Raw genomic sequence first — 24914 nt, 5'->3', positions numbered from 1 at the left:
GGCAAGCCTTGAGGGACGCGTGAGTGACGGGGCCGGTCCGGCAGCACCGGGTCGGCCCCCTGTTTTCCGGGGCGGCCCTGTTTTCTGGGGTCGGTAGAAACAGGCGGGGCGCGGGCATGCGGTATTTCAAGACGGGTGGCTTGGCGGCCCTGCTGGCGTTGTCCGCCGCACCGGTGGCCTTGGCGGGCGCATCCCAGCTGGCCGTGACGCTGAAGCCGGCGGCGGCGGATGGGGCCGGGGTGGTACCTTTTGTTGACGTCACGGTTGAAATTCCGGACGTGGCGGCGGAGGCAGGGGCGCCACTGCTGCGCCTGCCGCTGGTGACCAACAACGTCAAGAGTGTCGCCGACGCGCTGACGGCTCTGACGGCCAGCGACGCCGCCGGTCCCGTCGCGCTGACGGCCAAGGACGATGCCGACAGGCCGGCCATGGCCTACCGCCACTGGACGGCGGCGCGGGCGGTCAAGGGCGCGCTGACGGTCCGTTACCGCGCGCCCATCACCACTCTGGCCAACCCGCGCGGCGCCGCCCCGCCGCTGGAACTGCGCACCGACGGCGGCGGCTTTTCCGGTGCGGCCGAGACCTTCCTCATCCTGCCGGAGGCGGGTGCCAAGTATGGCTTGGCGCTGCGTTGGGATCTGTCGGCGACCGGCCCCGGCGCCGCCGGCGTTTCCAACTTCGGCACGGGTGATGTGACCTCCAGCGGTCCGTTGAGCGCCGAGGATCTGGGCGTCACCTATGTCATGGGCGGCGCCATCCACCGCTATCCCGAGGTTCCACCCAAGCAAGGCTTCTTCTCCGCCTGGCAAGGCACGCCGCCCTTCGACGGTACGGAACTGATGCGGTGGACGGAATCGCTGTATCACCATTACCTGGGCTATTTCAAAGCGGTGGGCACGCCGCCCTACGGCGTTTTCCTGCGGCCCAACCTGGTGAACGCCGGCGGCGGCGTGGAACTGAACGGCGCCTTCATTGGCACCTTCGACCAGAAGACCGACGTGAAGGACTTCAAGTTCACCCTGGCGCACGAGATGGTGCACACCTTCGTGCGGTCCCTGGACGCATCAAAGGCAGACGGGCCGCAGGGCCTGGCCTCATCCTGGTTTGGCGAGGGTATCGCGGTCTATTATCAGAACCGCCTGCCGCTGCGCGCCGGCATGATCACGGGTGATGAGTTCCTGAGGGATCTCAATACCACCGCCGCCCGCTACTACACCAACGCCCTGAACGACACGCCCAACAGCGCCATCCCGGACCGTTTCTGGGCCGACACCCGCATCCGCGTGCTGCCCTATGACCGGGGCGCCCTCTACTTCGCCCTGGTGGACGGCGAAGTGCGCAAGGCCAGCCACGGCAAGCGCTCCCTGGATGAGCTGATCCTGGCCATGCTGGACCGCCGCCGCCACGGCCGGCCCATGGACCACGCCGCCTGGGTGGAGATCGTCACCCGGGAACTGGGCCCGCGCGGCAAGGTGGAACTGGATGCCATGCTGAATGGCGCCCTGGTCCTGCCGGACGATGACGCCTTCGGCCCCTGCTTCACCCGCACCACGGCCCCCTTGCGCCGCTATCAACTGGGGTTCGATCCCGAGGTGCTGATCCAGTCCAAGCGGGTGGTGCACGGTCTGATCCCCGGCTCGGCCGCGGCGGACGCCGGCCTGCGCGATGGGGATGAGATCGTGAAGCCCGTGCCGCAGGACATGATCCAGGGAAACCAGCACGCCACGCTGACCCTGCAGATACGCCGTGATGGCCAGGTCTTCCCCATCACCTACCTGCCCCGGGGCGAAACGGTGCAGGCCTATCAATGGGTCCGTCGCCCGGATGCGCCGGCCAATTGCCGATAGGGCGGGAACCGGTGCGGTCAGCTTATGCGCGGCTTCGGCGGAATGCCGCATAAACCGACCGCCGCCAACCCGCCGGACCCGGGCATACGCAAAAAAGCACCCGCCAAGTCGAATAGAATTTAGGCATCGCCGGCTTCGGTGGCCCCTCGCGCCCGAACGCCTCGCCCGAATAGGAAGTACGCCTTGAAATCTGCCGGTAAATCCGTCGGTCCCGCATCCAACGTCCCGTCCGGCACCCCGTCCGGCGGCGACTTCTTCGCGGCCACCCAATATTCCGACTGGGTGCGGGGCTCCATACGCGCGCTCGCCGGCCGGCCCAACGCCATCGCCCTGTACGACAGCACCATCAGCGAACCTTCGGATCTGCTGGCCCGGCTGGTGGCCAAGTCGCTGGTGACCGTGGATGGGGAGGGCGCCCCCCAGCTCAGCAGTCGTTATGTCAGCGTCTTCGCTAACGGCAACCGCTTCCTGGTCGATGCGCTGTGCGCGCGCTATGACGAGACGCCGGAGCGGTTGCAGACCGTCACCGGCGTCACCGGCGGCCTGCAACTGATCCTGCGCGCCCTGGTGAAGCCGGGCGAACGGGTGCTGATCGAAAACCCGGGGTTCAAGCTTCTCACCAACCTGGCGCTGGAGGTGGGCGCCGTGGTGGACGAGGTGGATCGGCCGGCGCCGCATTTCGGCATCGACCCGGTCCAGGTGGCGGCCAAGCTGACGCCCGAGACCCGCCTGGTCATCCTGACCAATCCGCACAACCCCACCGGCGTGTTCCTGGACCACGCCACGCTGAAGGCCGTGGCGCAAGCGGCGGCCGCCGTCGGCGCGTTGCTGGTGGTGGATGAGGTCTACGGCGATTTCGCCCGGCGCCCCTCGGCGGGGCTGGCGGCCAAGCTGGCGCCCAACATCGTCAGCCTGGCCAGTCTGACCAAGGTGTTCGGCCTGTTCGCGCTGAAGTGCGGCTGGATGGTGGCGGCACCCGGGGTGCTGGCCCGCATCCGGGCCGGTCAGCCCGAGGGCGATGTAGGCGTGTCCAAGCTGTCGCACGCTGTGGCCGCGCATGTGATGGAGAACGCCGACACCTTCGACCGGCACTGGCAGGCGGTCATGACCGCCACCACGCCGGTGCTGCGCCGCCACGCCGCCGCCATGCGGGACGAGGGCTTGATCGAGGGCGCCGTGCCGGCGGCCGGGTGCCTTTATTTCCCCCGCATCATCGGGGTGGCGGATACCCTGGCGTTGACCCGCCACCTGTGGAATCAGGTCGATCTGCTGGTGGCGCCGGGTGAGTATTTCGGCTTGGCCGGCCATGTCCGCCTGGGCTACGCCGGCGACGCCGAGACATTGGACCGGGGATTGAGCCGGCTGCACGCCGGCCTGCGGGCCTGGCGGGACCGCTGACGGAAACGCGGCACGGAAACGCGGCAACGGGGGAGCGGGAGCATGCGGGCAGCGATACGGAACGGCATCGGTGCGGTGGCCCTGGCCTTGGCGGGCTGTGCGGCTCATGACACGGCGGTGACACCCCCGCCCGGGGTCGCCCAGCAGATCACCCTGGCGGGCAAGCCGCTGCACTACGTGGCCGAGGCCGCGACCCTGGACCTGACCGATGCGCAGGGTGTGGTGCGGGGCCACGTCTTCTATGTCGCCTATCGTGTTCCCGGGCAAGGTGGGCGGCCGGTCACCTTCCTGTGGAATGGCGGGCCCGGCGCCAACGCCACCTTGCTGCATTTCGAAGCCTTCGGCCCGAAGCGGCTGGAGGGCGGCGCCCTGGTGGACAACGCCCAGACCCTGCTGGCTGACAGCGACCTTGTGTTCGTCGATCCCGTGGGTACGGGCTTCAGCCGCCCGGCCACGGCGCAGGATGGGCCGCGTTTCTACAGCACCTTGGGCGATCAATCCGCCATCACCGATTTCGTGCAGGCCTGGACCCAGCGCCATGCCGACGCCCGGACACCGATCTACCTGGTCGGCGAAAGCTTCGGCGTCTGGCGCGCCGCCGGCGTGGCGGAGGCGCTGGAGAAGCGCGGCCGTCCGGTCGCGGGCGTCGTCCTCATTTCCGGCGGCATTCCCGTGGGGCCGGTGCTGCCCAAGGAACTGGTGACGGCGCTGAAGCTGCCGGGCCGCGCCGCCGCCGCCCAGGTGCACGGCCGCCTGCCGGCCAGCCTGGCGGGAGCCAGCCCATCGGCCACGGCCGATGTCACCCGCGCCTGGGCGGAACAGGTTTACGCCCCGGCACTGACCCACTTGGGCGACCTCAGCGCCCAGCAGAAGGCGGCCCTGGTCCAGGATGTTGCCCACCGAATGGGCGTGGACCCGTCCCTGGTCGATGGGACCAGCCTGACCGTCTCCTCTCGCCAGTTCCTGAACAATCTGCTGCCCGGCCGCCGCCTGGATACCTTCGACATGCGCATCAGCACGCCGCTGAACCCGGGGGCCGGCCAGGCGGACGCGGAGGAGCCGGGCGCCGCCGTCATGGTGCGCTATTTGCGCGAGACCCTGGGCTATCACACCGACTTGCCTTACCTGGGGCTGGAAAAGGACACCGACCCGGCGGCCAAACCGGTGGGCGAGCAGTGGGACTACAATTCCGGCGACACCTCACCGGCCGCCTTCGCCGCCGCCATCGCCGCCGCGCGCGCGGGCGAGGGGCCGCCCGGCGCGGAGCCCTGGATCCGCAGGGCCATGGAGAGGGACGACGCCCTGCGCGTCTTCGCCGCGGCGGGGCTGTACGACAGCCTGAACAGCTGCGCCGCCAACGAGATCCTGAAAACCAGGCTGGAGCCCGGCCTGTCCGCCCGGCTATCGGTGAACTGCTATGGCGGCGGCCACATGATGTACCGCGACCCCGAGGCGCGGGTGCGTCTCAGCGCCGACCTTGGCCGCTTTATCACCCACCGGCCCTGACCGGACCCGGTGGGTAATTTTATTCACTGGAACTGGCGAGGCTTCAGCGGCACGGCCGTGGTGTGCTTGGCCTCCGACAGGGTCACGATGGAGCGGATGTCCTGCACGCCCGGCAGCTTCATCAGGCTGCTGAAAATGAACTGCTGATACCATTTGACGTCCGGCGCCACGACCTTCATCAGGATGTCCATCTCCCCGAATACCGTATAGCATTCAAGGATCTCGGGAATGTTCTCCACACCCCGGAAGAAGGTCTGGCGTTCCTCTTCCGACAGCCGGGCCATCTTCACCTGGGCGAAGATCTGCATGTGGAAGCCCAGCTTCTCCCGGTCGACGATGACCACCTGGCCCTTGATATAGCCCTCGCCCTGCAGGCGCTGGATGCGGCGCCAGCAGGGTGATTGGGAAATCCCAACCTTTTCAGCCAGTTCCGCCGTGGTCAGTGACGCGTCTTTCTGCATCAGCGTCAGGATTTTCATATCTATGGCGTCGAGTTCCGCGGCCGGCATATCCTATGTGGTCCCCTGTTCATTCTGGCATCGCCCATGGGGTCTTCCGCCCCAGTCCGGCATAAATCTACCTTCTTTGAATCTCCCCCGGTAGTGCCGGTTTTGGGGAGCCACTGGGCGGCGGCCATGAAAAAGGCCGGGGAGATGAGCCCCGGCCTTGGATGCGGCGACTGGCCCTGCGTCACAGATGGCAGGCGCCGTCCTCGACCCCCGGCACGCGTTCCCAGTGCCAGCCGGTCACGGCCTGGCCGCGCGGCAGGTAGGTGAAGCTCCGCTCCTGGCCATCGCGCTTGACGGTGATCTCCATCTGCTTGGTTGGGTCGTCCATCAGCGACTGCTTGGGGCTGGACCTCACGATCACGTCGCCTTCCTTCACACCGGCCTGGGCGGCGGGGCTGTCGGGGCGCAGATCGGCCACCACCCCCAGGCGCATCTCGTCATAGCCCAGGTCGAAGGGACGCTCCGGCGCCTTCACGGCGTGGTAGCAGGGGGCGAAGCCGGTGGGAGCGGGCTCGATCAGCTTGCCGGCCACCATGTCCTCGTACTCCTGTCGCGCGCCGTCGCCCAACTCGCGCACCACCATGGCGACCCATTGCTCCAGGTCCACCTTCTCGCCCTTGCGCTGGCGGTCCAGCACCTCAAGGACCAGATTGTCCAGGTTGCGCGTACCGCCGGATTTGGCGCGGATTTCGGCGTCGATGCGGGCCAGATACATGAATCCTCGGCCGTAGGGTACGCGTTGGGCGCGGGCGTCGCTCCAGAATTTGGCGCCGGCCTGGGTATTGGTCAGGGCCACGTAAGGGTTGGTGTAGTAGCCGGAGGCATGGTCGTTCACCACGCGCAGGAACTTGGCCTGGTCGATCACGCCGGCGCGCAGGGCAAGCACGACGGAATAATATTCGGCCATGCCCTCGGTGTACCAGGCGGTGGCGGCATGCTCGCCGCCGTCCAGCCTGGGCCAGTTGTGGGTCATCTCATGAGCCAGCAGCATCTGGGTGTCGCTGCTGGCGGTGGTTCCGTCCACGCCATAGCCGAACATGAAGGACCTGGCCAATGCCGTGCCGCCGCCGGCGGGGTAGGGATTGGCGCGGATGAACACGCGGTAGGGCGCGCCGTCATCCTTGAAGAAATGGGCCATGTAGCCGTAGAGGCGCTGGATGCCCGTGGCCAGGCCGTTCACGTCAAAGGGCGGCTGGACCAGCCAATACAGGCCGAAATTGCCTTGTCCCTCCGCCGGCACGCTCTTCACCGACCCGGTGGCGTAGAAGGAGAAGGCCAGCAGCTCCGCCGGGCCCACGGTGGACTGGTCGCCTTCGCCCAGGCTCCAGATCCCCCGGGCGCCCTTGGGCATGCCTGACAGGTCCCACTTCAGGCTGATGCGATAGGGCTGCTCCCCCGCCGGCAGGGCCATGAAATAGACACCGGCGCCCATCAGGCCGTCCGCCTGTTGGCGCAGGTCGAACAGCGGCCCGTTGCGCGTGGCGACGCTGACGGCGCGGGGCGGGGTGCCATACCGCACCACCACGTCGCCCACCGTGGTCCGGCCCACGTCATAGTGGCGATAGGCGCCGGTGGGCGTCGGCGCCTCATCCGCCATGGTCAGCGGCAGGGGACCCTTGTCGTCCCGCGCCACGATGGCGCTGGCGTCATAGCCCGCCGTGGGGGTGGAGACGACGGTGGTCGGCATACGCAGCAGGGGCTGGCCGGCGGCCACGCCGGGATGGGCGATGCGCAGTTCCACGTCCATGCGGTCGGCCACGCCGCCGCTGGCATGCGGGTGCAGCACCACGTCCAGGGGCGCCGGCCTCTCGGCGGCCGCGGCAGTGAACGTGAGCATGGAGGTGGCCAGCAGGCCAAAGGTCAGCTTTCTCATGAAGGGTTCCCACCTGTTCTGTCCGGCCGTTTCCCGGCCGCTCATACGCCCCCGCGTTCCCGCATGATGGCGGGCGGCGGTAGGTTTATGTTTTCCCAGTGCCGGGCCCGCGCGGACGCCGCGGCATAGGCTATGCGCCGGTGCGGCGATTATTGGAATGTGCGCGGTTTCAGCGGGATGGCCGTGGTGCTCTTGGCCTCCGACAGGGTGACGATGGACCGGATGTCCTCCACCCCGGGCAACTTCATCAGGGTGTTGAAGATGAACTCCTGGTACCACTTCACGTCCGGCGCCACGATCTTCAGCAGGGCGTCCATCTCGCCGAAGACGGTGTAGCACTCCAAGACCTCGGGAATGTTCTGGATGCCACGGAAAAAGGTCTCGCGCTCCTCTTCCGACAGACGGGCGATCTTCACCTGGGCGAAGATGTGCATGTCGAAGCCCAGCTTCTGCCGGTCGACCAGCACCACCTGGGCCTTGATATAGCCCTCGTCATGCAGGCGCTGCACGCGGCGCCAGCAGGGGGATTGCGAGATGCCGACCCGCTCCGCCAGTTCCGCCGTGGTCAGCGAGGCGTCGCGCTGCATGTGGGTCAGGATTTTCATGTCGATGGCGTCCAGTTCCGCGTTCGCCATGGCCTCAGTCCTTCTTCAGCAGCGGCCAGGCGGCGGCCAGGTCCTGGACGACGTGGCCCAGCGACTTGTAGAGCGTGACCTGCTCCGCCGACTGTCGGCCCTCGGCGTGGCCGGCCAGCACCGCGCCGATCTCCGCCACCACGTGGGCGTCGCCGATCAGGCCGGCGGCCTTGGCCCGCAGGAACTCCGCTCCCTGGCGCAGCACGTGTTCCCGGCAATCGGCGATGAAGCGGGACCGGATGACCAGGTCATGGTCCACCTCCGCCGGGCCGGCGATGCTGGAGCCCACGACGTTCACATGCGCCCCCGGCGCCACCCAGGCGCCCTGCAGGATGGGCTCCTTCGCCGCCGTCACGGTACAGACGATGTCGGCGTCCACCACCGCCTCCTGCGCGCTGGCGGCGGTGCGCACGGGCAGGCCCAGTTCAGCCCCCAGCCGTGCAGCGAAGGCGGCGGCACGGTCGGGCGCGCGGCCCCAGACTGTGATACGGCTCAGGCGGCGCACCCGGGCGATGGCGCGGGCGTGGGTCAGGGCCTGTTCGCCATAGCCCAGCAGGGCCAGCGTCTTGGCCTCGGGCCGGGCCAGGGCGTCGGTGGCCACGGCGCTGGCCGCCGCCGTGCGGATGGCCGTGACCTCGCCGCCATCGACCACGCCCAGGGGCCGGCCGCTGTCGCGGTCGAACAGGACGATGACCCCCTGGTGCGAGGGCAGGCCCTTGTCGAAATTGTCCGGGAACACGGCCACCAGCTTGGCGCCGAAGGGCCCGCCGTTGAGGGCGCCTGGCATGACGCCGAACATGTGGCCGTGGTCCAGGGGCAGCACGCCGCGCGGCAGCTGCTGCGTCTCTCCCTTAGACAGGGCCGTCATGGCCTGGCGCACGATGGGGATGCAGGTGTCGTAGCCCAGGCGGTCGGCCACGGCGTGCCCATCGACGATGGGCAGGGACGATGGCGCGGGATGGCGGGCGTTTTCATACAGCCAGGCCGCGGCGGCCAAGTCCTGCACGGCGTGGCCCAGGGACTTGTAGACGGTGATCTGCTCCGCCGACTGCCGGCCCGGCGCCTGGCTGGCCAGCACCGCGCCAATCTCCGCCGCGATGTGGTCGTCACCGAGGATGCCGGCCGCCTTGGCGCGCAGGAACTCCCCACCATGGACCAGCACATGCTCCCGGTGGTCGACGATGAAGCGGCTGGCCGCCACCAGGTCGGTGTCGATCTCCGCCTGGGCCGGGCCGCTTGACCCCACGACGTTCACATGGGTGCCGGGGGCGATCCAGTCGCCGCGCAGGATGGGGTCGGCGGCGGCGGTGACGGTGCAGACGATGGCGGCACCGGCCACCGCCCGCTGCACGCTGTCATGGGCCTGGGTGTCGATGCCGGTGGCGGCCTGCACCTGGGCGGCGAAGGCCTGGGTCTTGGCCGGGTCGCGGCCCCAGACGCGGATGTGGCGCAGGCGGCGGACGCTGGCCAGCGCCAGGGTATGGGCAAGGGCCTGGCGGCCGATACCCACCAGGGCCAGGGTGTCGGCATCCGGCCGGGCCAGGGCGTCGGTGGCCACGGCGCTGGCCGCCGCCGTGCGGATGGCCGTGACCTCCGCCGCGTCCGCCAGGCAGACGGGCCGCCCACTGGCGCCGTTGAACAGCACCACCAGACCCTCATGCGCCTTGCGGCCCTGGCCGTCGTTGTAGACGCTGACCAGCTTGGCGCCGAAGTAGCCGGGTTGGTCCGCCCCGACGAAGGCCGCCGGCATGATGGCGAAGGTGCGGCCGGCACCCAGGCTGATGAAACTGCGCAGCTGCTGGCGCACCCGTCCGGTGCTCAAGTCCACCATGGCCTGGCGGACGGCGGGTATGGCCGCCCCGTACCCCAGGGCCGCGCGAACGGCGGCGGCATCGAAAACGGCAAGGCCGGACGGTGCGAAACCCATGGGTGTCTTCCCTGTCATCCTGTTCCCGAACAACCTTAGGGCAGGGGGTGGGGTTTTTCTTTCCGGAGTTCCGGGCAACGCTGGCTCGGGCCCGGTAAAATTTCCACCACTTTGCCAAACTGTCGCGAGTTTTATGCGTGGGTGCCGCGAAAGGGGGTGAGAAGAACCGCCCTCCATCGCCGGCTTGGTGGCACTCATGGCGGAAAGATAGTCCCGAGGATACTGCTGCTCGGCATATTCATGCGCCTGCCATCCGCCTCTCGGATAAAATTTCCACGCGGCCCGCCAAACGCCCGCAACTTCGCCAAAAATGCCCCCACGCTTTTAGCTAGCATAGGTTTCAGTCGGGGCCTGGCTTCAGGGGGAGCACCCGGCGCGCAGCGGGCGCCTTCCATAGCCACGAGTGACACGGATGAGAATGACGCGCAGGGACGTGATGCTGGCCGCCGGCACCCTCACCATGGCCGAAGTCGTGCCGGCCGCCGTGGGCGCCCAGACGGCCCCGGCCGCCGCGCCCAAGCCGACCCTGCCCACCCGCTTTCCAGACAAGGCGTCCTTTTTCCCCCACGACCTGGTTTATCTCGACAGCGGGTCCCAGCACCCCGTCAGCACGGGCGCCAAGGCCGCCGTCGATACCTATCTGTCCAAGCGCATGCTGGACCCGGCGGCGGCGCACTATGACCTGCCCGACGACGGCGTGCGGGAGAAGTTCGCCCGTCTGGTGAATGCCGACGCCGACGACATCGCCTATGTGCAGAGCACCACGGCGGGGGAGCAGATGGTGCTGCGCGGCCTGGGCCTTCCCAAATCGGGCGGCCACATCGTCACCGACACGCTGCACTTCTTCGGTTCCCTGCCGCTGTATGAGGAGATGCAGCGCCGTGGGGTGGAGGTCACGTGGGTGGAGCCCAAGGACGGCCGCATCCTGCTGGCGGACCTGAAGCGGGCCATCCGCAAGGATACCAAGCTGGTGGCCCTGTCGCTGGTCTCCACCATCAACGGCTTCGAGCATGATTTGAAGGCGGTGTGCGACCTGGCGCATGCCAACGGCGCCCTGGTCTACGCCGACATCATCCATGCCGCCGGCTGCGTGCCCGTTGATTTGAAGGGCAGCGGCGTCGATTTCGCCGCCTGCGCCAGCTACAAGTGGCTGATGGGCGATTTCGGCTTGGGCTTCGTCTACGGCACCAAGGCCGCCCGCGCGCAGCTGGCCCGCACCGAGTACGGTTATTACGGGATGAGCGCGTTCAAGCCGCACATTTATCCCTTTGACCCGCCGGGCGACATGATCGCCGACTACGCCTACGCCGACACGGCGGAGGGCACCTTCGCCCACGGGACCCATGCCCACACGGTGATCGCGCAGCTGGACCATTCCCTGGACTACATCCTGGGCGTGGGCGTGCCGGCCATCCAGGCGCATGCCCAGGACCTGATCGGCCGGCTGAAGCAGGAACTGCCCAAGATGGGCTACAGCCTGATGACCCCGCCCGAGGCCACCACGCCCCTGATCACCTGCGCCTATGAGAACGCGCGGGAGAAACTGGGGCCCAAGCTGGCGGCGGCCAAGATCAAGATGACGGTCAGCGCCAACCGCTTCCGCGTCACCCCTTCGGTGTTCAACGATCACACCGATATCGACCGGCTGCTCGCCGCACTCGGTCATGCCTGAGGTCGTGCGTTCGAGTTGCCTGTTAAAAAGAGAGTTTTGGCAGTTGGGTTTATTCAGAAAAATGCCGGGCAGGGTGGGCGGTAACATGCCGTCCCACTCGCCGGAACGGGGACATGTTTCCATGCGCATCATCAATTTGGCTTTGCTGGGCTGCCTGCTGGCCGGCCCCGCCCTGGCCCTGACGGCCGCCCCGCCCGGCGGCCCGGATGAGGGCGGTGGTGCCACCGATGGCACCATCGCGGCACCATCGGCCGGCGTGCAATTCTACCGTCCCGAGACGACCAAGGTGCCCTATTCCCAGGTGGTGCGCGTGGGCGACATCCTCTACGTTTCCGGCCAGCTGGGCGTGACCCAGGACGGCAAGGTGGTGGGCGACATGGCGGTCCAGGCCAAGGCGGCCATGGATAACATCAGCGCCGCCCTGGGCCGCGTGGGCAGCGGCATGGGCGCCGTCTTCAAATGCAGCGTCATGCTGACCGACATGACGCAGTGGGCGGCCTTCAACCAGGTCTATGTCAGCTATTTCAAGCCGGACCGGCTGCCGGCCCGCAGCGCCATGGGCGTCAGCGCCCTGCCGCTGGGCGCGGGCGTCGAGGTCGAGTGCTGGGCCTACGCATCCAAATAGGCCAAACAATTCAAGACAAGCGGGTGGGGGTACTACGATGGGCAAACGGGTGCGCGGCCTGGTTCTGAGCCTGATGATGACGGCCGCCCCGGTGGCGGCGCTCGCTCAAGGTGCGCCGGTGCCCGAGATCGCGGGCCCCATCCTTGGGCCGGTGACCACGTCCCACAGCATCACGCTGGACGGTAAGGTCGTGCGCTACACCGCCACTTTTGCCGAAAAGGTGCTGAAGGACGCGGCCGGCAGGCCCTTGGCCTCGATCTCCGCCACCGCCTATATGGCGAGTCCTGTGGCGAACACCCGGCCGGTGTTGTTCGTCTTCAACGGCGGGCCCGGCGCCTCATCCTCCCCCCTGCATTTCGGCGCCTTCGGGCCGCGCAGCATCGTGAAGGGCGCTGACGGCAACCGCGTGCTGGCCGACAACCCGCGCAGCCTGTTGGCCGATGCCGACCTGGTGTTCATCGACCCGGTGGGGACCGGCTTCAGCCGCGTGCTGCCCGGCGGCGACGGCCATCCCTACTGGAACGCCGACGGCGATGCCCAGGCGGTGCTGGGCCTGATCCGTGATTGGCTGCGCGACCAGGGGCGCACCGGTGCCCCCGTCTACATCGCCGGTGAAAGCTACGGCGGCTTTCGCCTCGCCACCATGATGAAGTTCGTGGGCGACCTGCCCATCGCCGGCCTGATCCTCATCTCCCCCGCGTTGGACTTCACGGCGGCGGCGGAAAATCCCGGCAACGACCTGCCGCACATCTTCGAACTGCCGGCCATGGCGGTGACGGCGTGGAAGCATGGCCGCGCCAAGATCGATGCCCAGACGCCGGAGCAGGTGTTCCAGGCGGCCGCCGATTACGCCGAGGGGCCCTACGCCCTCGCGTTGCTGAAGGGCGGACGGCTGCCGGTGGCCGAGCGCGACGCCGTGGCCGCCCGCCTGGGCGACCTGATCGGCCTGCCGGCCAAGACCATCGCCGACGCCAACCTGCGTATCGGCACGCAGAAGTTCCTGGAAACGCTGCTGGCCGACCAGGGCCTGGTGGTGGGCCGCCTGGACGGTCGCGTCACCGGTCCCGCGCCCAAGGACGCGCCCGCCGACCGCCCGGCCGCCGCCAAGGACCCGGCGCTGGGGCTGGGGCGCACCAACGTCATCACCTCCAGCGTGGCCACCGACTATTTCAAGCATGAGCTGAACGTGCCGGTGGACCGCGACTATGTGTCCCTGACCCTGGACGTGAACTTCGGCTGGAACTTCCAGCCGGCCAACCGTGAGGACGGATTCTACGTCAACGCCGCGCCCGACATCGCGCCGGTGATGAAGACGCAGCCCAGGACCCGCCTGCTGCTGGTTGGCGGCTATTACGACATGGCCGTGCCGCTGCTCTCCGCCCGCTACGCCATCGACCGGGCCGGCATTCCTCTTGACCGCGTGACCGTTGCCGCCTTCGATGCGGGCCACAGCCCCTTTGATGGGGAAGCGGGGCAGGTTCGGATGCGGGAGATGATGCATGGCTTCTTGGTGGGGCGCTGATCGCGGGTTTGTCGGGGCGCCGGCGATCAGCCTGGTGCTGGCGGTATCCGGCGCGGCTTGGGGCGCGCTTGCCGGGGAGATGCAGGCCGGCGGTGCACAGGCCGCCAGTTCGCACCAGTACACCGGCCTTAGTCTGTCGGGCGACGGCAAGCGCCTGGCGGCAGTCGAGGCCGACAAGGCTGAGGGGGCCGGTAGCGCCGGCCATGGCACCGTGGTGGTGCGCGGCAGGGATGGCGCTGTCGCCCTGACGCTGGACCCCTGCGCCGCCTGCCGCTATGCCGGGCCCGCTTGGTCACCGGACGACAAGGTCCTGGCCTTCGTCGGCACTTCCGGCGGGCAAGCCATCCTCTACTTGGCGGAGGGCGGAGCAAAAGGCGGGACGGTGCGCCCGCTGGCCGCCGTCCAGGGCCTTGCCAGCACGCCGCGCTGGTCGCCGGACGGCACGGAAATCGCCCTGCTGGTGACCGAGAACGCCAAGAAAGAGGCGGGGGCGACCCATGCCGGCGCCCGCCAGGTGGGGGAGCAGGGCGAGGGCGACGATGTCCAGCGCATCGCCATCGTCACGGTCGCCAGTGGTGCCGTGCGCCTGGTCAGCCCGGACAAGACCTACGTCTACGACTATGACTGGATGCCGGACGGCAAGGGCTTCGTCGCCACCGCCGCCGAGGGCAACGGCGACAACAACTGGTGGATCGCCAGCCTGCGCGCCTTCGGCCGTGACGGTTCCGCCCGCGTCATCGCCAGCCCCCAGAATATCGGTACAGGGCCGCAGATCGCCTTTCCCCGCGTCTCGCCCGATGGCAAGACCGTGGCCTTCATCGGCGGGCTGATGAGCGACTTCGGCTCCTTCGGCGGCGATGTCTACACCATGTCCATCAACGGTGGGGAGCCCAAGGACGTGACGGCCGGCTATGCCGGCACGCTGACCTCACTGGCGTGGCGGGGCAACCGGCTGGTGGCCGGGGTCACCGTGGGTGGGGAGACGGGCAGCGCCGTGGTCGATCCCGCCAAGGGGACTGTCACCGAGGTCAAGACCGCCGCGGCCACCCGCACCGCCGGCGACGGCCGACTGGCATTGGACCGCGCCGGCACCCACGCAGCCTGGGTGGCGGAGGGCTTCGATTTCGGCCCCCGCATCGAATATGGGCGCCTGGGTGACCTGGCGGCCATCACCCACGACAACGACGGCCTGGCGCCGTTGGTCACCGTCACCAGCCTGAATTGGAAGAACGACGGCATGACCGTCCAGGGCTGGCTGGTGACGCCCAGGACGCCGGTGGCCAGTGGCGCCAAGCGGCCCATGGTGGTGAACATCCACGGCGGCCCGTCGGCCGCGCACACGCCGCGCTTCGTCTGGGGCGACATCATGGCCGCCTTCGCCAAGGCCGGGTATGCCGTGTTCCTGCCCAACCCGCGCGGCAGCTTCGGCCAGGGGGAGGCGTTCACCCGCGCCAACATCCGCGACTTCGGCGGCGGCGACCTGCGCGACATCATGGCCGGCATCGACGCGGCGGAGGCGCAAGCGCCGGTCGATGACAACCGGCTGATGATCTTCGGCCGCAGCTATGGCGGCTTCATGAGCATGTGGGCCATCACCCAGACCCAACGCTTCAAGGCCGCGGCCATCGGCGCCGGGCTGTCCGACTGGTATTCCTACTACGGCCAGAACGGCATCGACCGCTGGATGATCCCCTTCTTCGGCAAGTCGGCGTACGAGGATCCGGAGATTTACGACCGGCTCTCGCCCATCCGCTACATCCGCAATGTGAAGACACCCACCCTGCTGCATGTGGGGGAACGCGACATCGAAACCCCGGTGATGCAAACGCGGGAGTATTGGCATGCCCTGCGCGCCATGGGGGTGGAAACCAGCTTCATCGTCTATGCCGATGAGGGCCACGTCATGCAAAAGGCGGAAAACATTGAGGATTTGAACCGCCGCATCATCGCCTGGTTCGACCGGCACATTGGCGCCGCCGGCACGGCTGGTGGCGCTCAGAACTAAGGGGGCGGGATGCTGGCGGCGCCGGCACCCTTATGCCGGGATCGTGGCGGTGCGGCATAGTTTATGCGGCACTGCGGCGGCTTTCCCCATATCGGCATAATCTATCCCCCCAGCCCGCGATAGGCTTTCCCCAATACAGGGATCCTGGCCCGGCCGTGCCATCGGTGCGCCGGACAGGCTGGGCCGGCAACCAGGCGGCCCCCCCTCCGGGCGGCCCCAGGGAAGAAGCAGGAGCACCGGGCATGAACACGCGCGTTTCCCCCCGCCATCTGGCGACCATCCTCTGGCTGACCGGCACCGCCGCGCTGGCCCTGACCGCCGGCATGGCGCAGGCCGCCGCCATCACCGAAAAGCTGGTCATCATCCAGAATGGGGAGAACATCGGCACCGTCACCGGCACGACCGATGGCGCGTCGGTCAGCGTCGACTATTATGTCGATGACAACGGCCGGGGCCCGAAGCACAAGGAAACGCTGACCGTAGGCGCCGGCGGCATTCCCACCAGTTGGACGGTGGGCGGCACCTCGCTGATGGGTGGCAGCGTCAGTGAAAGCTTCAAGTGGGAAGGCGGCCGGGCCAGCTGGACCAGCCAGGCGGACAAGGGGGCGGTGCCCGCGGCCAAGGCGCCGCTGTATGTCGTCAACGATGACAGCCCCTGGGCCCTGGGCGTCTATGCCCGCGCCCTATTGAAGGCGCCGGGCAACAACCTGCCGCTGCTGCCCGCCGGCACCATGCGCCTGGTCAAGGTCAAGGCCGCCACGCTGGGCGCTGGCAAGGACGCCGTGGCCCTGACGCTCTATCGGATCGAGGGCGTGAACCTCCAGCCGGACTATGTGCTGCTGGACAAGGCGGGCCGTCTGTTCGCCACCTTCGGCGGCCACTACCTGAGCATCCGTCAGGGCCATGAGAAGGAGGCGCACGCCATCCAGGCCCTGGGCGCAGAAGCGGAGCGCGCGCTGGCACGCGACCGGCAGAAGGCGCTGGCCCATCGCTACACCCAACCGGTTCGGATCCGGAACGTTCATGTGTTCGATCCGCGCACCGGCACGCTGGGCGGCCTGTCCACCGTCATCGTGCTGCGCGATCGCGTCACCGCCGTCATGCCGTCGGATCAAGATACCGCCGAACCGGACGATCAGGTGATCGTGGACGGGCAGGGCGGCACGCTGATGCCCGGCCTGCACGACATGCATTCCCATACCACGCTCGATTCCGGGCTGTTCTACCTGGCCGCCGGCGTCACCGAGACGCGGGACATGGGCAACGATAACGCCTTCCTGCAGGACCTGATGCCCCGCATCGAAGCGGGGGAACTGGCGGGCCCGCGCATCACGCCCAACGGCTTCCTGGAAGGCCGCAGCCCCTATTCCGCCCGCTTCGGCATCATACCGGAGACGGTGGCCGACGCGGTCAAGGCCGTGGACTGGTATGCCGACCGCGGCTATTTCCAGATCAAGATCTACAACTCCATGACACCCGACTGGGTGCGCCCCATCGCGGACGAGGCGCACAAGCGCGGCATGACCGTCACCGGCCACGTGCCGGCCTTCGACACGCCCGACCGCTGCATCAGGGACGGCTATAGCGAGATCACCCACATCAACCAGTTGATGCTGGGCTGGCTGCTGAAGCCGGAGGAGGATACCCGCACGCCCCTGCGCCTGACGGCCATGGCGCGCGCCGCCGACCTGGATTTGAACTCCGCGCCCGTGCAGGCGACGGTGAAGCTGATGGCGGATGGGCACATCGCCCATGACCCCACCGCCGTCATCCTGGAACGCCTGATGCTGAGCCGCGCCGGGGTGACGCCGCCGGGTGACGTCGATTACCTCGACAACATGCCCATCGGCTATCAGCGCTATCGCAAGCGCACCTTCGTGCCCCTGAAGTCGCCGGCCGACGACCAGGCCTATGTGAAGGCCTTCGCCAAGGTGCTGGAGACGCTGAAGCTGCTGCACGACAAGGGCATCCGCCTGCTGCCGGGCACCGACGACGTCACCGGCTTCACCGTGCACCGGGAGATGGAGCTGTACACCATGGCCGGCATCAGCCCGGCGGAGGTGCTGCGCCTATCCACCCTGTCGCCCGAGGAATATATGGGCCATGGCGATTTGGGCACGGTGGAGCGCGGCAAGCTGGCCGACCTGGTGCTGATCGCCGGCGACCCCACCCAGGACATCCGCGCCGTCAAGAAGGCGCGCCTGGTGATGAAGGGCGGGGCCATCTACTACCCCAGCGAAATCTACCAGTCGCTGAGCATCAAGCCCTTCGCCGACGCCCCGCCGGTCACGGCGCCCAAGGCGGACGCCGGCCCTGGCGACAGCCTGGGCGCGCCCGGACTGTTCGGCGGCGGCCACGACGACGACATGGGCGACTGAGCCTGGCAAGGGCATGAGCATCTAACTCATGCCCTTGTAGGACGCGACTGCGTCCGCCGGAGATTTCTGGGGAGCGAAGCGGACTGGAAACCGAGGATAAGCCAAGCCTGCGGATGCAGGCGCCCGGCGCTTGAGGGAACAAAAAATGCGCAACTATAAAACGGCGTTGATGGCCGGCGTCATGCTGGCGTGTTTCACAGGCAAGGCGTCGAACGCGGCGGAGGCGGGCGCGCCGCGCGTATTCACCTCAGAGCACAGTGGCACCTTCGACGGCCATAAGCTGCGCTACACGGCGACGGTGGCGGAAACCATCCTGACCGATCCGGCCGGGCAGAAGACGGCCAGCGTCTTCACCACCAGCTACATCCGCACCGACGTGCCCAAGGGCACCGTGCGGCCGGTGGTGTTCGTCTTCAACGGCGGCCCGGGTTCGGCCAGCCTGTGGCTGCACATGGGGTTCGTCGGACCCAAGCGTGTCGACTTCGCCGACCCGGTGCACCCGCCGACCACGCCCCCCTTCCATACGGTCGACAACCCCGACAGCCCGTTGGACGTGGCCGACATCGTCCTGATCGACCCGCCCGGCACCGGCTATAGCCGCATCCTGCCGGACGGCAAGCCGGAGCAGTACTATGGCACGGCGCAGGACGCGCAGATGACCGTGGACGTCATCGAGCGCTGGACGCGGGAGCATGACCGCTGGAACGCGCCCAAATACCTGATGTCGGAAAGCTACGGCACCATCCGGGCCGCTGTGGTGGCCCGCCTGCTGGCCGGCGGCCCCATGGCGACCGGCACCATGGATGGCATGACGCTGAACGGCATCATCCTGCTGGGCCAGGCCATGGACATGTCGGGCTCCGCCGGCGAGGACACGCGCTATCTGACGGCGCTGCCCACCCTGGCCGCCACCGCCTGCTATCACCACAAGGGGCCGGCCGGCTGCACCGCGCAGGGACAGGTGGCCGCCGCCCAGGCCTTCGCCGCCGACCGCTACCTGAGGGCGCTGTATGCCGGCAACGCCCTGGGCGATGCGGAACGGGAGGCGGTGACGGCGGAACTCGCCACGCTCACCGGCCTGTCACCCGCCGTCATCAAGGCCAACGACCTGCGCGTCAGCACCACCACCTTTGCGCATGAGCTGCTGGCGCCGCAGGGTCAGGAGGTCGGGGCCTATGACGGCCGCTACACCCTGCCGCTGGCGGGCAGCGCCAAGGACCCGGTGGCCGACGACCCGGCCATGGGCCAGTACGTGCCGGGCTTCGTCGGCGCCTTCAACGACTATGTCCGCCACGACCTGAACGTGACGGTGGCGGAGGCGTACGAGGCCATTTCCTTCCGTACCGTCAATGCCCGCTGGGACTACGGCACGGCCTCCGGCGCCGAGACCAACCATGCCAAGGACCTGGCCACCGCCATGCGCCGCAACCCCCGCCTGCGGGTCATGGTCGGCGCCGGCTATTATGACCTGGTGACCACCCTGGGCGCCGCCGCCTACACTCTCGCCCATGCCGGCGTTCCCCAGGACCGGACGGAAACCCATCTCTACCCTTCGGGCCACATGCCCTATCTGGGCGATGAGGCGCGGGCCGCCCTGGCGCGCGACGTGCGCGCGTTTCTCAGCCAATAGTGTTCCCTCAATCGCCGAGCGCCCGCGTCCGCGGGCTTGGCTTCCTCACTGCGCCCTTCGGTACTCGTTCCGGCGGACGCAGTCGCGTCCTACAACGGCATGGTGATGCCGTTGACCGAGCACAATCAGGATTGGTTCCTTCCCCATGAGCGACAGCAAGGCCGGCCTTGAGCCCGGTGGCCTGAAACAGGGCGTCACCCTGATCGACCTGGTGATGCTGGGGGCGGGCACCGCCATCGGCGCCGCCATCTTCTCCGTGCTGGGACCCGCCGCGCAGGTGGGTGGTGCCGGCATCCTGGTGGCGGCCGGGCTGGCCGCCTTGCCCATGGTGCTGTTCGCCCTGGTCTACGCCTACATGGCCTCGGCCGTGCCCCGCACCGCCGCCTCATACGAATGGCAGCGGCGGTTCAGCCACCCGGTCATCGCCTTTTCCATCGTCTGGCTGCGGGTGCTCAGCAACGCCGTGGTCATGATCGTGCTGGGCCGGGTGCTGATGAACTACCTGGGCATGGTGCTGCCCCTGCCGGCGGTGCCGGTCATCCTGGGCCTGTTCACCCTGATCTTCGCGCTGAACTATCTTGGCGTGGCCGTGGCGGCGCGGGCCCAGACGGTGCTGATGATCATGCTGCTGGGCCTGTTCGCCGTGCTGGTGGTCAGCGGCGCCCCGGCGATGAAGGCGGAACTGTTCGTGCAGGCCGTGACCGGCGGCTGGACGCCCATCCTGGCGGCCCTGCCGCTGATGATCCAGCTGTTCCTGGGCATCGAGACCGCGACCGAGGTGGGGGAGGAGGTCAAGAACGCGAAGACGGTCGTGCCCTGGGGCATCGCGCTGGGCCTGTTGCTGACCGTGGTGGTCTACGTCGCCGTCTCCTTCACCGCCCTCAGCGTCGTGGGGCCAGAGGCGCTGGGGACGGCCAAGGCGCCCCTGCTGGCGGTGGCGCAGGCAACGCTGGGCCGCTGGGCCACGCCGCTGATCGTCACGGCGGCGGTGGCGGCGCTGATCAAGTCGATGAACGCCATTTTCCTGGTTTATGCCCGCTTCCTCTACGCCATGGGCGCCACCGGCATGCTGCCGGCGCCGCTGGGCCGCATCCACCCGCGCTTTGGCACGCCGCATGTGGCGACGGTGGTGGCTTTCCTGGCGTCGTGCACCGGCCTGCTCCTGCCCGACAGCCTGTTGTTCCTGCTGCTGTCCATCAACGTGCCGACCATGATGAAGTACTTCGGCTCGTGCCTGGCCGCCTACAATGTGGCGGACAAGCACCCCGAGGTGCGGGCCCAGGCCCGGCTGCGCTTCAGCCCGGGCTTGGTGAAGGCGCTGTCGGCCCTGGGCATGCTGGCCGCGCTGGTCATCGCGGCCCTGGGCTTCGGCACCGACTGGCGGCCCTACGCCCTGCTGGCCGTGTGGCTGGCGCTGGGGTTAGCGTATTATGTCCAAACTCAGCGGCATCGTGCACCGGCGGAATGATCGACCTCCAACATCCCGAGCTGCCGGTATGGGGTTGGGCGGCTTCCCCCTAGAGCAGATCGCCCAAAGGTGGAATCACCTTTGGGCGTGAAGCTGCTCGTGGACAGACTCAGCGAGAGCCGGCTGTGGTTCCGATTTAACGCAGCCGGCTCTCGCCACGCCCTCATGATGGCATCTGCGCAGTTTGCCGATTATCCAAACCAAGCCATGCCGTGCTCATGGCTGGACCCCTCCGCTATGGAGGAGGTGCGCGCGATATTCCGCCACCAGCCCTTTCATAGCGCAGCATGTTCATTCCCGGAGCGCAAGACACTGAAATTCCGTTATATTTTTAAGAGAATTCTGATTAAATTTTCTTAAATAAAATTACGCAAAAGCAACGAGGGCGCATTTTCTAAAAGCTCGAGTTTTACTCAAAAGGTTCAAAAATGCCTACTTGCTTGATTGTTGACGACGATGGAATCATTCGTCGCATTATGAAGGTTATGCTTCTGCATCTTGGATGCAGTCGGGTGTGGGAGGTTGCCAGCGGACCGGAGGCCTTAGCTCTATTTGGCGAAAGCTCACCAGACATGATCTTTGTGGATTGGGTCATGCCGGGCATGAATGGCCTGGATCTCATTAGGAAGATAAGGGCTCTGCCCAAAGGAAATTTACCCAAAATAGTGATGTTCTCATCTGAAAGCGATATTAATAAGATCAACAAATCCTTTGATGCTGGCGCGGACGATTATCTGATGAAGCCAACAGATATCGATGTATTGTTGAGAAGAATACAGAATATGGGTTTTCTTGTCAGCGGTTAATATAAAATAATCTATTTTTCATTAGAGCCTTGTCTGTATTTTTTAGGAGACACCCCATGGGCTTTGCGGAATCGGGCAGTGAAGTGGTCCGCATTTGAAAAGCCCACCATCGCCGCAATCTCAGAAATACTCTTTTTATCCAGGCGACGATTGGTCAGCAGGGAACGAGACTGCTCAAGCCGCATGGTCCACAACTCCGCCATGAAACTTGTCCCCGCGGCGGAGAACAGGGAATGCAAGGTTCGTACGGAAATTCCATGCTCCGCCGCGAAACCGATAGGGCTAAGGGACGGGCTGGACAGGCGATCCCGCATATCCGCGCGCAGTCGGTCGAGAAGGGACCGACCGCTGGCGCGGAGTGGTGCCGTGTCCGGGCCGGCGCATAACGCCAATAAACCTGCAATATTTTCTGCGATGTCAGCAGCGGGTAGCGCCAAGTCCCCTATTGATTTGGGGGATATTTCCAACATCATCTGCGAGACGGCTTTCCCCCATCCGGACATGGCCGATATTTCTTTAAAGAATAACCCGGTTGGAACCGAGCCGATTGAACGAATCCACGATTTTTCAAAATATAATGTTACAAATTCTACCGGCCCTTTCATTTCGACCTGAAATGGATTTGAGACGGGGCCGCAATACACATCGCCAGGGCGCCAGAATAACTCATTCGAGTTATCGGATATTCTTCCATTCCCCTGCTTTATAAGGGAAACACATAGCAACTCAAGCCCGTCCCTTGATATATGAAAGGGCAAGCGCTGCGCCTGGATGTCGCTAACCCAAAATTGGGTTATCTTCCCAAAGTCAAAGTCCGCATATTCGGTGCTGGCGCTGAAATGCTCGACATTGCGAAAATCACACCGGACGCCGTGGCAGGCATCTCCCACATGGTCGGCCCAGTATTCTTTTGCCTCCCGCTGTCCCATCCCCTCGGTACTGAACCGGATAACGTCGCTCGACAACCTTCCCCCCGTAGCGCCGATCAAAGGGCGTCCGCAGTGCGCATGAGGGTCATGATATATTGAATACGTTGGGCGGTGGGCGGATGTTATGGTTAACGCCCCGTCTCAAAGGACAGGTCTTGTGGTTAATTGCTCCTATTTCGGGTAGTTTTTGCGGACGAAGCTATTATCAAACACCGAGGGGCGTCGCCTCCAGCGCCGCGTTCTCCTCATCCGTGAACAGCCGCGACCGGGTGAGGAAGCGCAGGCCCTCCGGTCCTTCCAGGGAGAACATGCCGCCCCGGCCGGGGACCACGTCTATGGTCAGGCGGGTGTGCTTCCAATACTCGAACTGGGCCTTGCCCATGTAGAAGGGCTGGCCGCCGATCTCGCCCAGCAGGACGTCGCCGTCGCCGATCATGAACTCCCCACGCGGGTAGCACATGGGCGCGCTGCCGTCACAGCAGCCGCCGGACTGGTGGAACAGCAGGGGGCCGTGGCGGGCCTCCAGCCTCTGGATCAGCGCCAGCGCCTCAGGCGTGGCGTCAACCCTCAGCACGGTGGCCCGGACCACCGTTTCCGATGGTCCGGGATCCGTGGAGGCCTGGCTGTCCTGGTTGGGAATGGCCAGGCCCGCCATCAGAAGAAGCCCAGGGCGTTGGGGCTGTAGCTGACCAATTGGTTCTTGGTCTGCTGGTAATGGTCCAGCATCATGGCGTGGTTTTCACGCCCGATGCCCGACTGTTTATAGCCGCCGAAGGCCGCGTGCGCCGGGTACAGGTGGTAGCAGTTGGTCCACACCCGGCCCGCCTGGATTTCCCGGCCGAAGCGATAGGCGCGGTTGATGTCGCGCGTCCACACGCCGGCGCCCAGGCCGTACAGCGTGTCGTTGGCGACGTGCAGCGCCTCTTCCTCGTCCTTGAAGGTGGTGACGGCCACCACCGGGCCGAAAATCTCCTCCTGGAAGATGCGCATGCGGTTGTTGCCCTGGAACACTGTGGGCTGGACATAGAAGCCGCCGGCGAGGTCGCCCGACAGTTCCGCCCGGTTGCCGCCGGCCAGCACCTTGGCGCCCTCTTTCCTGCCGATGTCGAGGTAGGAGAGGATTTTCTCCAGCTGCTCGCTGCTGGCCTGGGCGCCGATCATGGTGTCGCCGTCCAGCGGGTTGCCTTGTTTGATGGCCTGCACGCGGGCCAGCGCCTTGTCCATGAAGCGGCCGTACAGGCTTTCCTGGATCAGGGCGCGCGAGGGGCAGGTGCAGACCTCGCCCTGGTTCAGGGCGAACATGACGAAGCCCTCGATGGCCTTGTCCAGGAAGGCGTCGTCCTGGGCCGCCACGTCGTCGAAGAAGATGTTGGGCGACTTGCCGCCCAGCTCCAGTGTCACGGGGATCAGGTTCTGCGAGGCATACTGCATGATCAGCCGGCCGGTGGTGGTTTCCCCGGTGAAGGCGATCTTGGCGATGCGGGAGCTGCTGGCCAGCGGCTTGCCGGCCTCGACCCCGAAGCCGTTGACGACATTGACCACGCCCTTGGGCAGCAGATCCTGGATCAGTTCCATCAGCACCAGGATGCTGACCGGCGTCTGTTCCGCCGGTTTCAGCACCACACAGTTGCCGGCGGCGAGCGCCGGGGCCAGCTTCCACGTCGCCATCAGGATGGGGAAGTTCCAGGGGATGATCTGGCCGACCACGCCCAGGGGCTCATGGTAGTGATAAGCGATGGTGTTGTGATCGATCTCCGAAATCCCGCCCTCTTGCGCGCGGATGGCGGCGGCGAAATAGCGGAAGTGATCGGCGGCCAGGGGGATGTCGGCGGCGCGCGTCTCGCGGATGGGCTTGCCGTTGTCCCAGGTTTCCGCCGTCGCCAGGGTTTCCAAGTTGTCATCAATGCGCTGGGCGATCTTTTCCAGGACGCGGGCGCGGTCGGCGGCCGAGGTGCGGCCCCAGTCGCGTTTGGCGGCGTGCGCCGCGTCCAGCGCGCGCTCGATATCCTCCGCGTTCGACCGCGGTATCTCGCAAATGACCTGGCCGGTGATGGGGGTGGTGTTCTGGAAATACTCGCCGGACGCCGGCGGCACCCACTCGCCGCCGATGAAATTGCCATAGCGGCTCTTGAACGAGACCGGGCTGCCGTACTGTCCGGGGGCGATCTTGGCCATGTAACGTGT

General features: G+C 66.8%; 19 protein-coding genes. 12 read left to right on the top strand and 7 right to left on the bottom strand.

The genetic code is table 11. The annotated features are described in order from the left end of the window. Positions 1-116: 116 nt before the first annotated feature. The 3 genes from FBZ89_RS23630 (at position 117) to FBZ89_RS23620 (ending at position 4751) form a co-directional block, all read left to right on the top strand. Entirely contained in the window at positions 117-1847 is a 1731-nt protein-coding gene (locus FBZ89_RS23630; protein ID WP_145752728.1) for a M61 family metallopeptidase, read from the top strand. A 183-nt stretch (positions 1848-2030) separates the two neighbouring features. Continuing rightward, positions 2031-3245 (top strand): pyridoxal phosphate-dependent aminotransferase, encoded by a 1215-nt coding sequence (locus FBZ89_RS23625; RefSeq protein ID WP_186457531.1) that lies wholly within the window; start codon positions 2031-2033, stop codon positions 3243-3245. A 42-nt stretch (positions 3246-3287) separates the two neighbouring features. Then, the gene (locus FBZ89_RS23620; protein ID WP_145752724.1) at positions 3288-4751 is read left to right on the top strand and encodes a S10 family serine carboxypeptidase-like protein; all 1464 of its coding nucleotides are present in this window, start codon (positions 3288-3290) and stop codon (positions 4749-4751) included. Between the two features lie 23 nt (positions 4752-4774). Here the strand turns inward: FBZ89_RS23620 and FBZ89_RS23615 are convergent, their stop codons facing one another. The 4 genes from FBZ89_RS23615 to FBZ89_RS31215 all read right to left on the bottom strand — a co-directional run bounded on the left by FBZ89_RS23615 (position 4775) and on the right by FBZ89_RS31215 (position 9695). Continuing rightward, positions 4775-5260 (bottom strand): Lrp/AsnC family transcriptional regulator, encoded by a 486-nt coding sequence (locus tag FBZ89_RS23615; protein WP_145752722.1) that lies wholly within the window; start codon positions 5258-5260, stop codon positions 4775-4777. A 181-nt stretch (positions 5261-5441) separates the two neighbouring features. Next, positions 5442-7133: a M61 family metallopeptidase gene (locus FBZ89_RS23610; RefSeq protein ID WP_186457530.1), complete on the bottom strand. Its 1692-nt coding sequence runs from the start codon at positions 7131-7133 to the stop codon at positions 5442-5444. A 149-nt stretch (positions 7134-7282) separates the two neighbouring features. After that, complete coding sequence (locus FBZ89_RS23605) at positions 7283-7768, bottom strand: Lrp/AsnC family transcriptional regulator (RefSeq protein WP_004274133.1); 486 nt, start codon at positions 7766-7768, stop codon at positions 7283-7285. A gap of 4 nt (positions 7769-7772) precedes the next feature. Next, positions 7773-9695 carry an ornithine cyclodeaminase family protein gene (locus FBZ89_RS31215; protein WP_211115334.1) on the bottom strand — a complete coding sequence of 641 codons (1923 nt, stop codon included), beginning with the start codon at positions 9693-9695 and terminating at the stop codon, positions 7773-7775. Between the two features lie 418 nt (positions 9696-10113). Between FBZ89_RS31215 and FBZ89_RS23590 the strand changes: the two genes are divergently transcribed. The 9 genes from FBZ89_RS23590 to FBZ89_RS23550 all read left to right on the top strand — a co-directional run bounded on the left by FBZ89_RS23590 (position 10114) and on the right by FBZ89_RS23550 (position 21801). Further along, the gene (locus FBZ89_RS23590) at positions 10114-11367 is read left to right on the top strand and encodes an aminotransferase class V-fold PLP-dependent enzyme (RefSeq protein WP_211115333.1); all 1254 of its coding nucleotides are present in this window, start codon (positions 10114-10116) and stop codon (positions 11365-11367) included. A 121-nt stretch (positions 11368-11488) separates the two neighbouring features. Then, a complete protein-coding gene (locus FBZ89_RS23585) occupies positions 11489-11992 on the top strand; it encodes a RidA family protein (protein ID WP_145752717.1) in 504 nt (167 codons plus the stop codon). A gap of 37 nt (positions 11993-12029) precedes the next feature. Beyond that, entirely contained in the window at positions 12030-13514 is a 1485-nt protein-coding gene (locus FBZ89_RS23580; protein WP_186457529.1) for a S10 family peptidase, read from the top strand. After that, positions 13492-15519, top strand: coding sequence for a S9 family peptidase (locus tag FBZ89_RS23575; RefSeq protein WP_246172495.1), 2028 nt, complete (start codon positions 13492-13494; stop codon positions 15517-15519). The genes FBZ89_RS23580 and FBZ89_RS23575 overlap by 23 nt, the downstream gene beginning before the upstream one ends. 242 nt (positions 15520-15761) lie before the next feature. Beyond that, entirely contained in the window at positions 15762-17897 is a 2136-nt protein-coding gene (locus tag FBZ89_RS23570) for an amidohydrolase family protein (RefSeq protein ID WP_246172494.1), read from the top strand. A gap of 145 nt (positions 17898-18042) precedes the next feature. Then, positions 18043-19527, top strand: a complete 1485-nt coding sequence (locus FBZ89_RS23565; RefSeq protein ID WP_145752713.1) for a S10 family peptidase — start codon at positions 18043-18045, stop codon at positions 19525-19527. A 145-nt stretch (positions 19528-19672) separates the two neighbouring features. Further along, complete coding sequence (locus FBZ89_RS23560; protein ID WP_145752711.1) at positions 19673-20995, top strand: APC family permease; 1323 nt, start codon at positions 19673-19675, stop codon at positions 20993-20995. 87 nt (positions 20996-21082) lie between these two features. Then, positions 21083-21355: a hypothetical protein gene (locus FBZ89_RS23555; protein ID WP_145752709.1), complete on the top strand. Its 273-nt coding sequence runs from the start codon at positions 21083-21085 to the stop codon at positions 21353-21355. 68 nt (positions 21356-21423) lie between these two features. Beyond that, positions 21424-21801: a response regulator gene (locus tag FBZ89_RS23550; RefSeq protein ID WP_145752707.1), complete on the top strand. Its 378-nt coding sequence runs from the start codon at positions 21424-21426 to the stop codon at positions 21799-21801. An 11-nt stretch (positions 21802-21812) separates the two neighbouring features. On the opposite strand, the gene FBZ89_RS23545 is transcribed toward FBZ89_RS23550, so the two are convergent. From FBZ89_RS23545 to adh, 3 genes are all read right to left on the bottom strand, one after another. Continuing rightward, positions 21813-22766: a helix-turn-helix domain-containing protein gene (locus FBZ89_RS23545; protein ID WP_145752705.1), complete on the bottom strand. Its 954-nt coding sequence runs from the start codon at positions 22764-22766 to the stop codon at positions 21813-21815. A 169-nt stretch (positions 22767-22935) separates the two neighbouring features. Then, positions 22936-23385, bottom strand: a complete 450-nt coding sequence (locus FBZ89_RS23540) for a DUF779 domain-containing protein (protein WP_145752703.1) — start codon at positions 23383-23385, stop codon at positions 22936-22938. Further along, positions 23385-24905, bottom strand: a complete 1521-nt coding sequence (adh, locus tag FBZ89_RS23535; protein ID WP_145752701.1) for an aldehyde dehydrogenase — start codon at positions 24903-24905, stop codon at positions 23385-23387. Before adh ends, FBZ89_RS23540 begins: the two co-directional genes overlap by 1 nt. Positions 24906-24914: the final 9 nt, after the last annotated feature.

Origin of the sequence: Nitrospirillum amazonense, assembly GCF_007828045.1 — a bacterium.
Lineage (GTDB): Bacteria > Pseudomonadota > Alphaproteobacteria > Azospirillales > Azospirillaceae > Nitrospirillum > Nitrospirillum amazonense_C.
The sequence above is the reverse complement of the archived record's forward strand: the minus strand, read 5'-3'. Positions and strand labels throughout refer to the sequence as shown.

Coding starts and splice junctions, on each gene's coding strand:
- FBZ89_RS23630 (WP_145752728.1), top strand. CDS start 117: ATGCGGTATTTCAAGACGGGTGGCTTGGCGGCCCTGCTGGCGTTGTCC.
- FBZ89_RS23620 (WP_145752724.1), top strand. CDS start 3,288: ATGCGGGCAGCGATACGGAACGGCATCGGTGCGGTGGCCCTGGCCTTG.
- FBZ89_RS23615 (WP_145752722.1), bottom strand. CDS start 5,260: ATGCCGGCCGCGGAACTCGACGCCATAGATATGAAAATCCTGACGCTG.
- FBZ89_RS23610 (WP_186457530.1), bottom strand. CDS start 7,133: ATGAGAAAGCTGACCTTTGGCCTGCTGGCCACCTCCATGCTCACGTTC.
- FBZ89_RS23605 (WP_004274133.1), bottom strand. CDS start 7,768: ATGGCGAACGCGGAACTGGACGCCATCGACATGAAAATCCTGACCCAC.
- FBZ89_RS31215 (WP_211115334.1), bottom strand. CDS start 9,695: ATGGGTTTCGCACCGTCCGGCCTTGCCGTTTTCGATGCCGCCGCCGTT.
- FBZ89_RS23590 (WP_211115333.1), top strand. CDS start 10,114: ATGACGCGCAGGGACGTGATGCTGGCCGCCGGCACCCTCACCATGGCC.
- FBZ89_RS23585 (WP_145752717.1), top strand. CDS start 11,489: ATGCGCATCATCAATTTGGCTTTGCTGGGCTGCCTGCTGGCCGGCCCC.
- FBZ89_RS23580 (WP_186457529.1), top strand. CDS start 12,030: ATGGGCAAACGGGTGCGCGGCCTGGTTCTGAGCCTGATGATGACGGCC.
- FBZ89_RS23575 (WP_246172495.1), top strand. CDS start 13,492: ATGGCTTCTTGGTGGGGCGCTGATCGCGGGTTTGTCGGGGCGCCGGCG.
- FBZ89_RS23570 (WP_246172494.1), top strand. CDS start 15,762: ATGAACACGCGCGTTTCCCCCCGCCATCTGGCGACCATCCTCTGGCTG.
- FBZ89_RS23565 (WP_145752713.1), top strand. CDS start 18,043: ATGCGCAACTATAAAACGGCGTTGATGGCCGGCGTCATGCTGGCGTGT.
- FBZ89_RS23560 (WP_145752711.1), top strand. CDS start 19,673: ATGAGCGACAGCAAGGCCGGCCTTGAGCCCGGTGGCCTGAAACAGGGC.
- FBZ89_RS23550 (WP_145752707.1), top strand. CDS start 21,424: ATGCCTACTTGCTTGATTGTTGACGACGATGGAATCATTCGTCGCATT.
- FBZ89_RS23540 (WP_145752703.1), bottom strand. CDS start 23,385: ATGGCGGGCCTGGCCATTCCCAACCAGGACAGCCAGGCCTCCACGGAT.
- adh (WP_145752701.1), bottom strand. CDS start 24,905: ATGGCCAAGATCGCCCCCGGACAGTACGGCAGCCCGGTCTCGTTCAAG.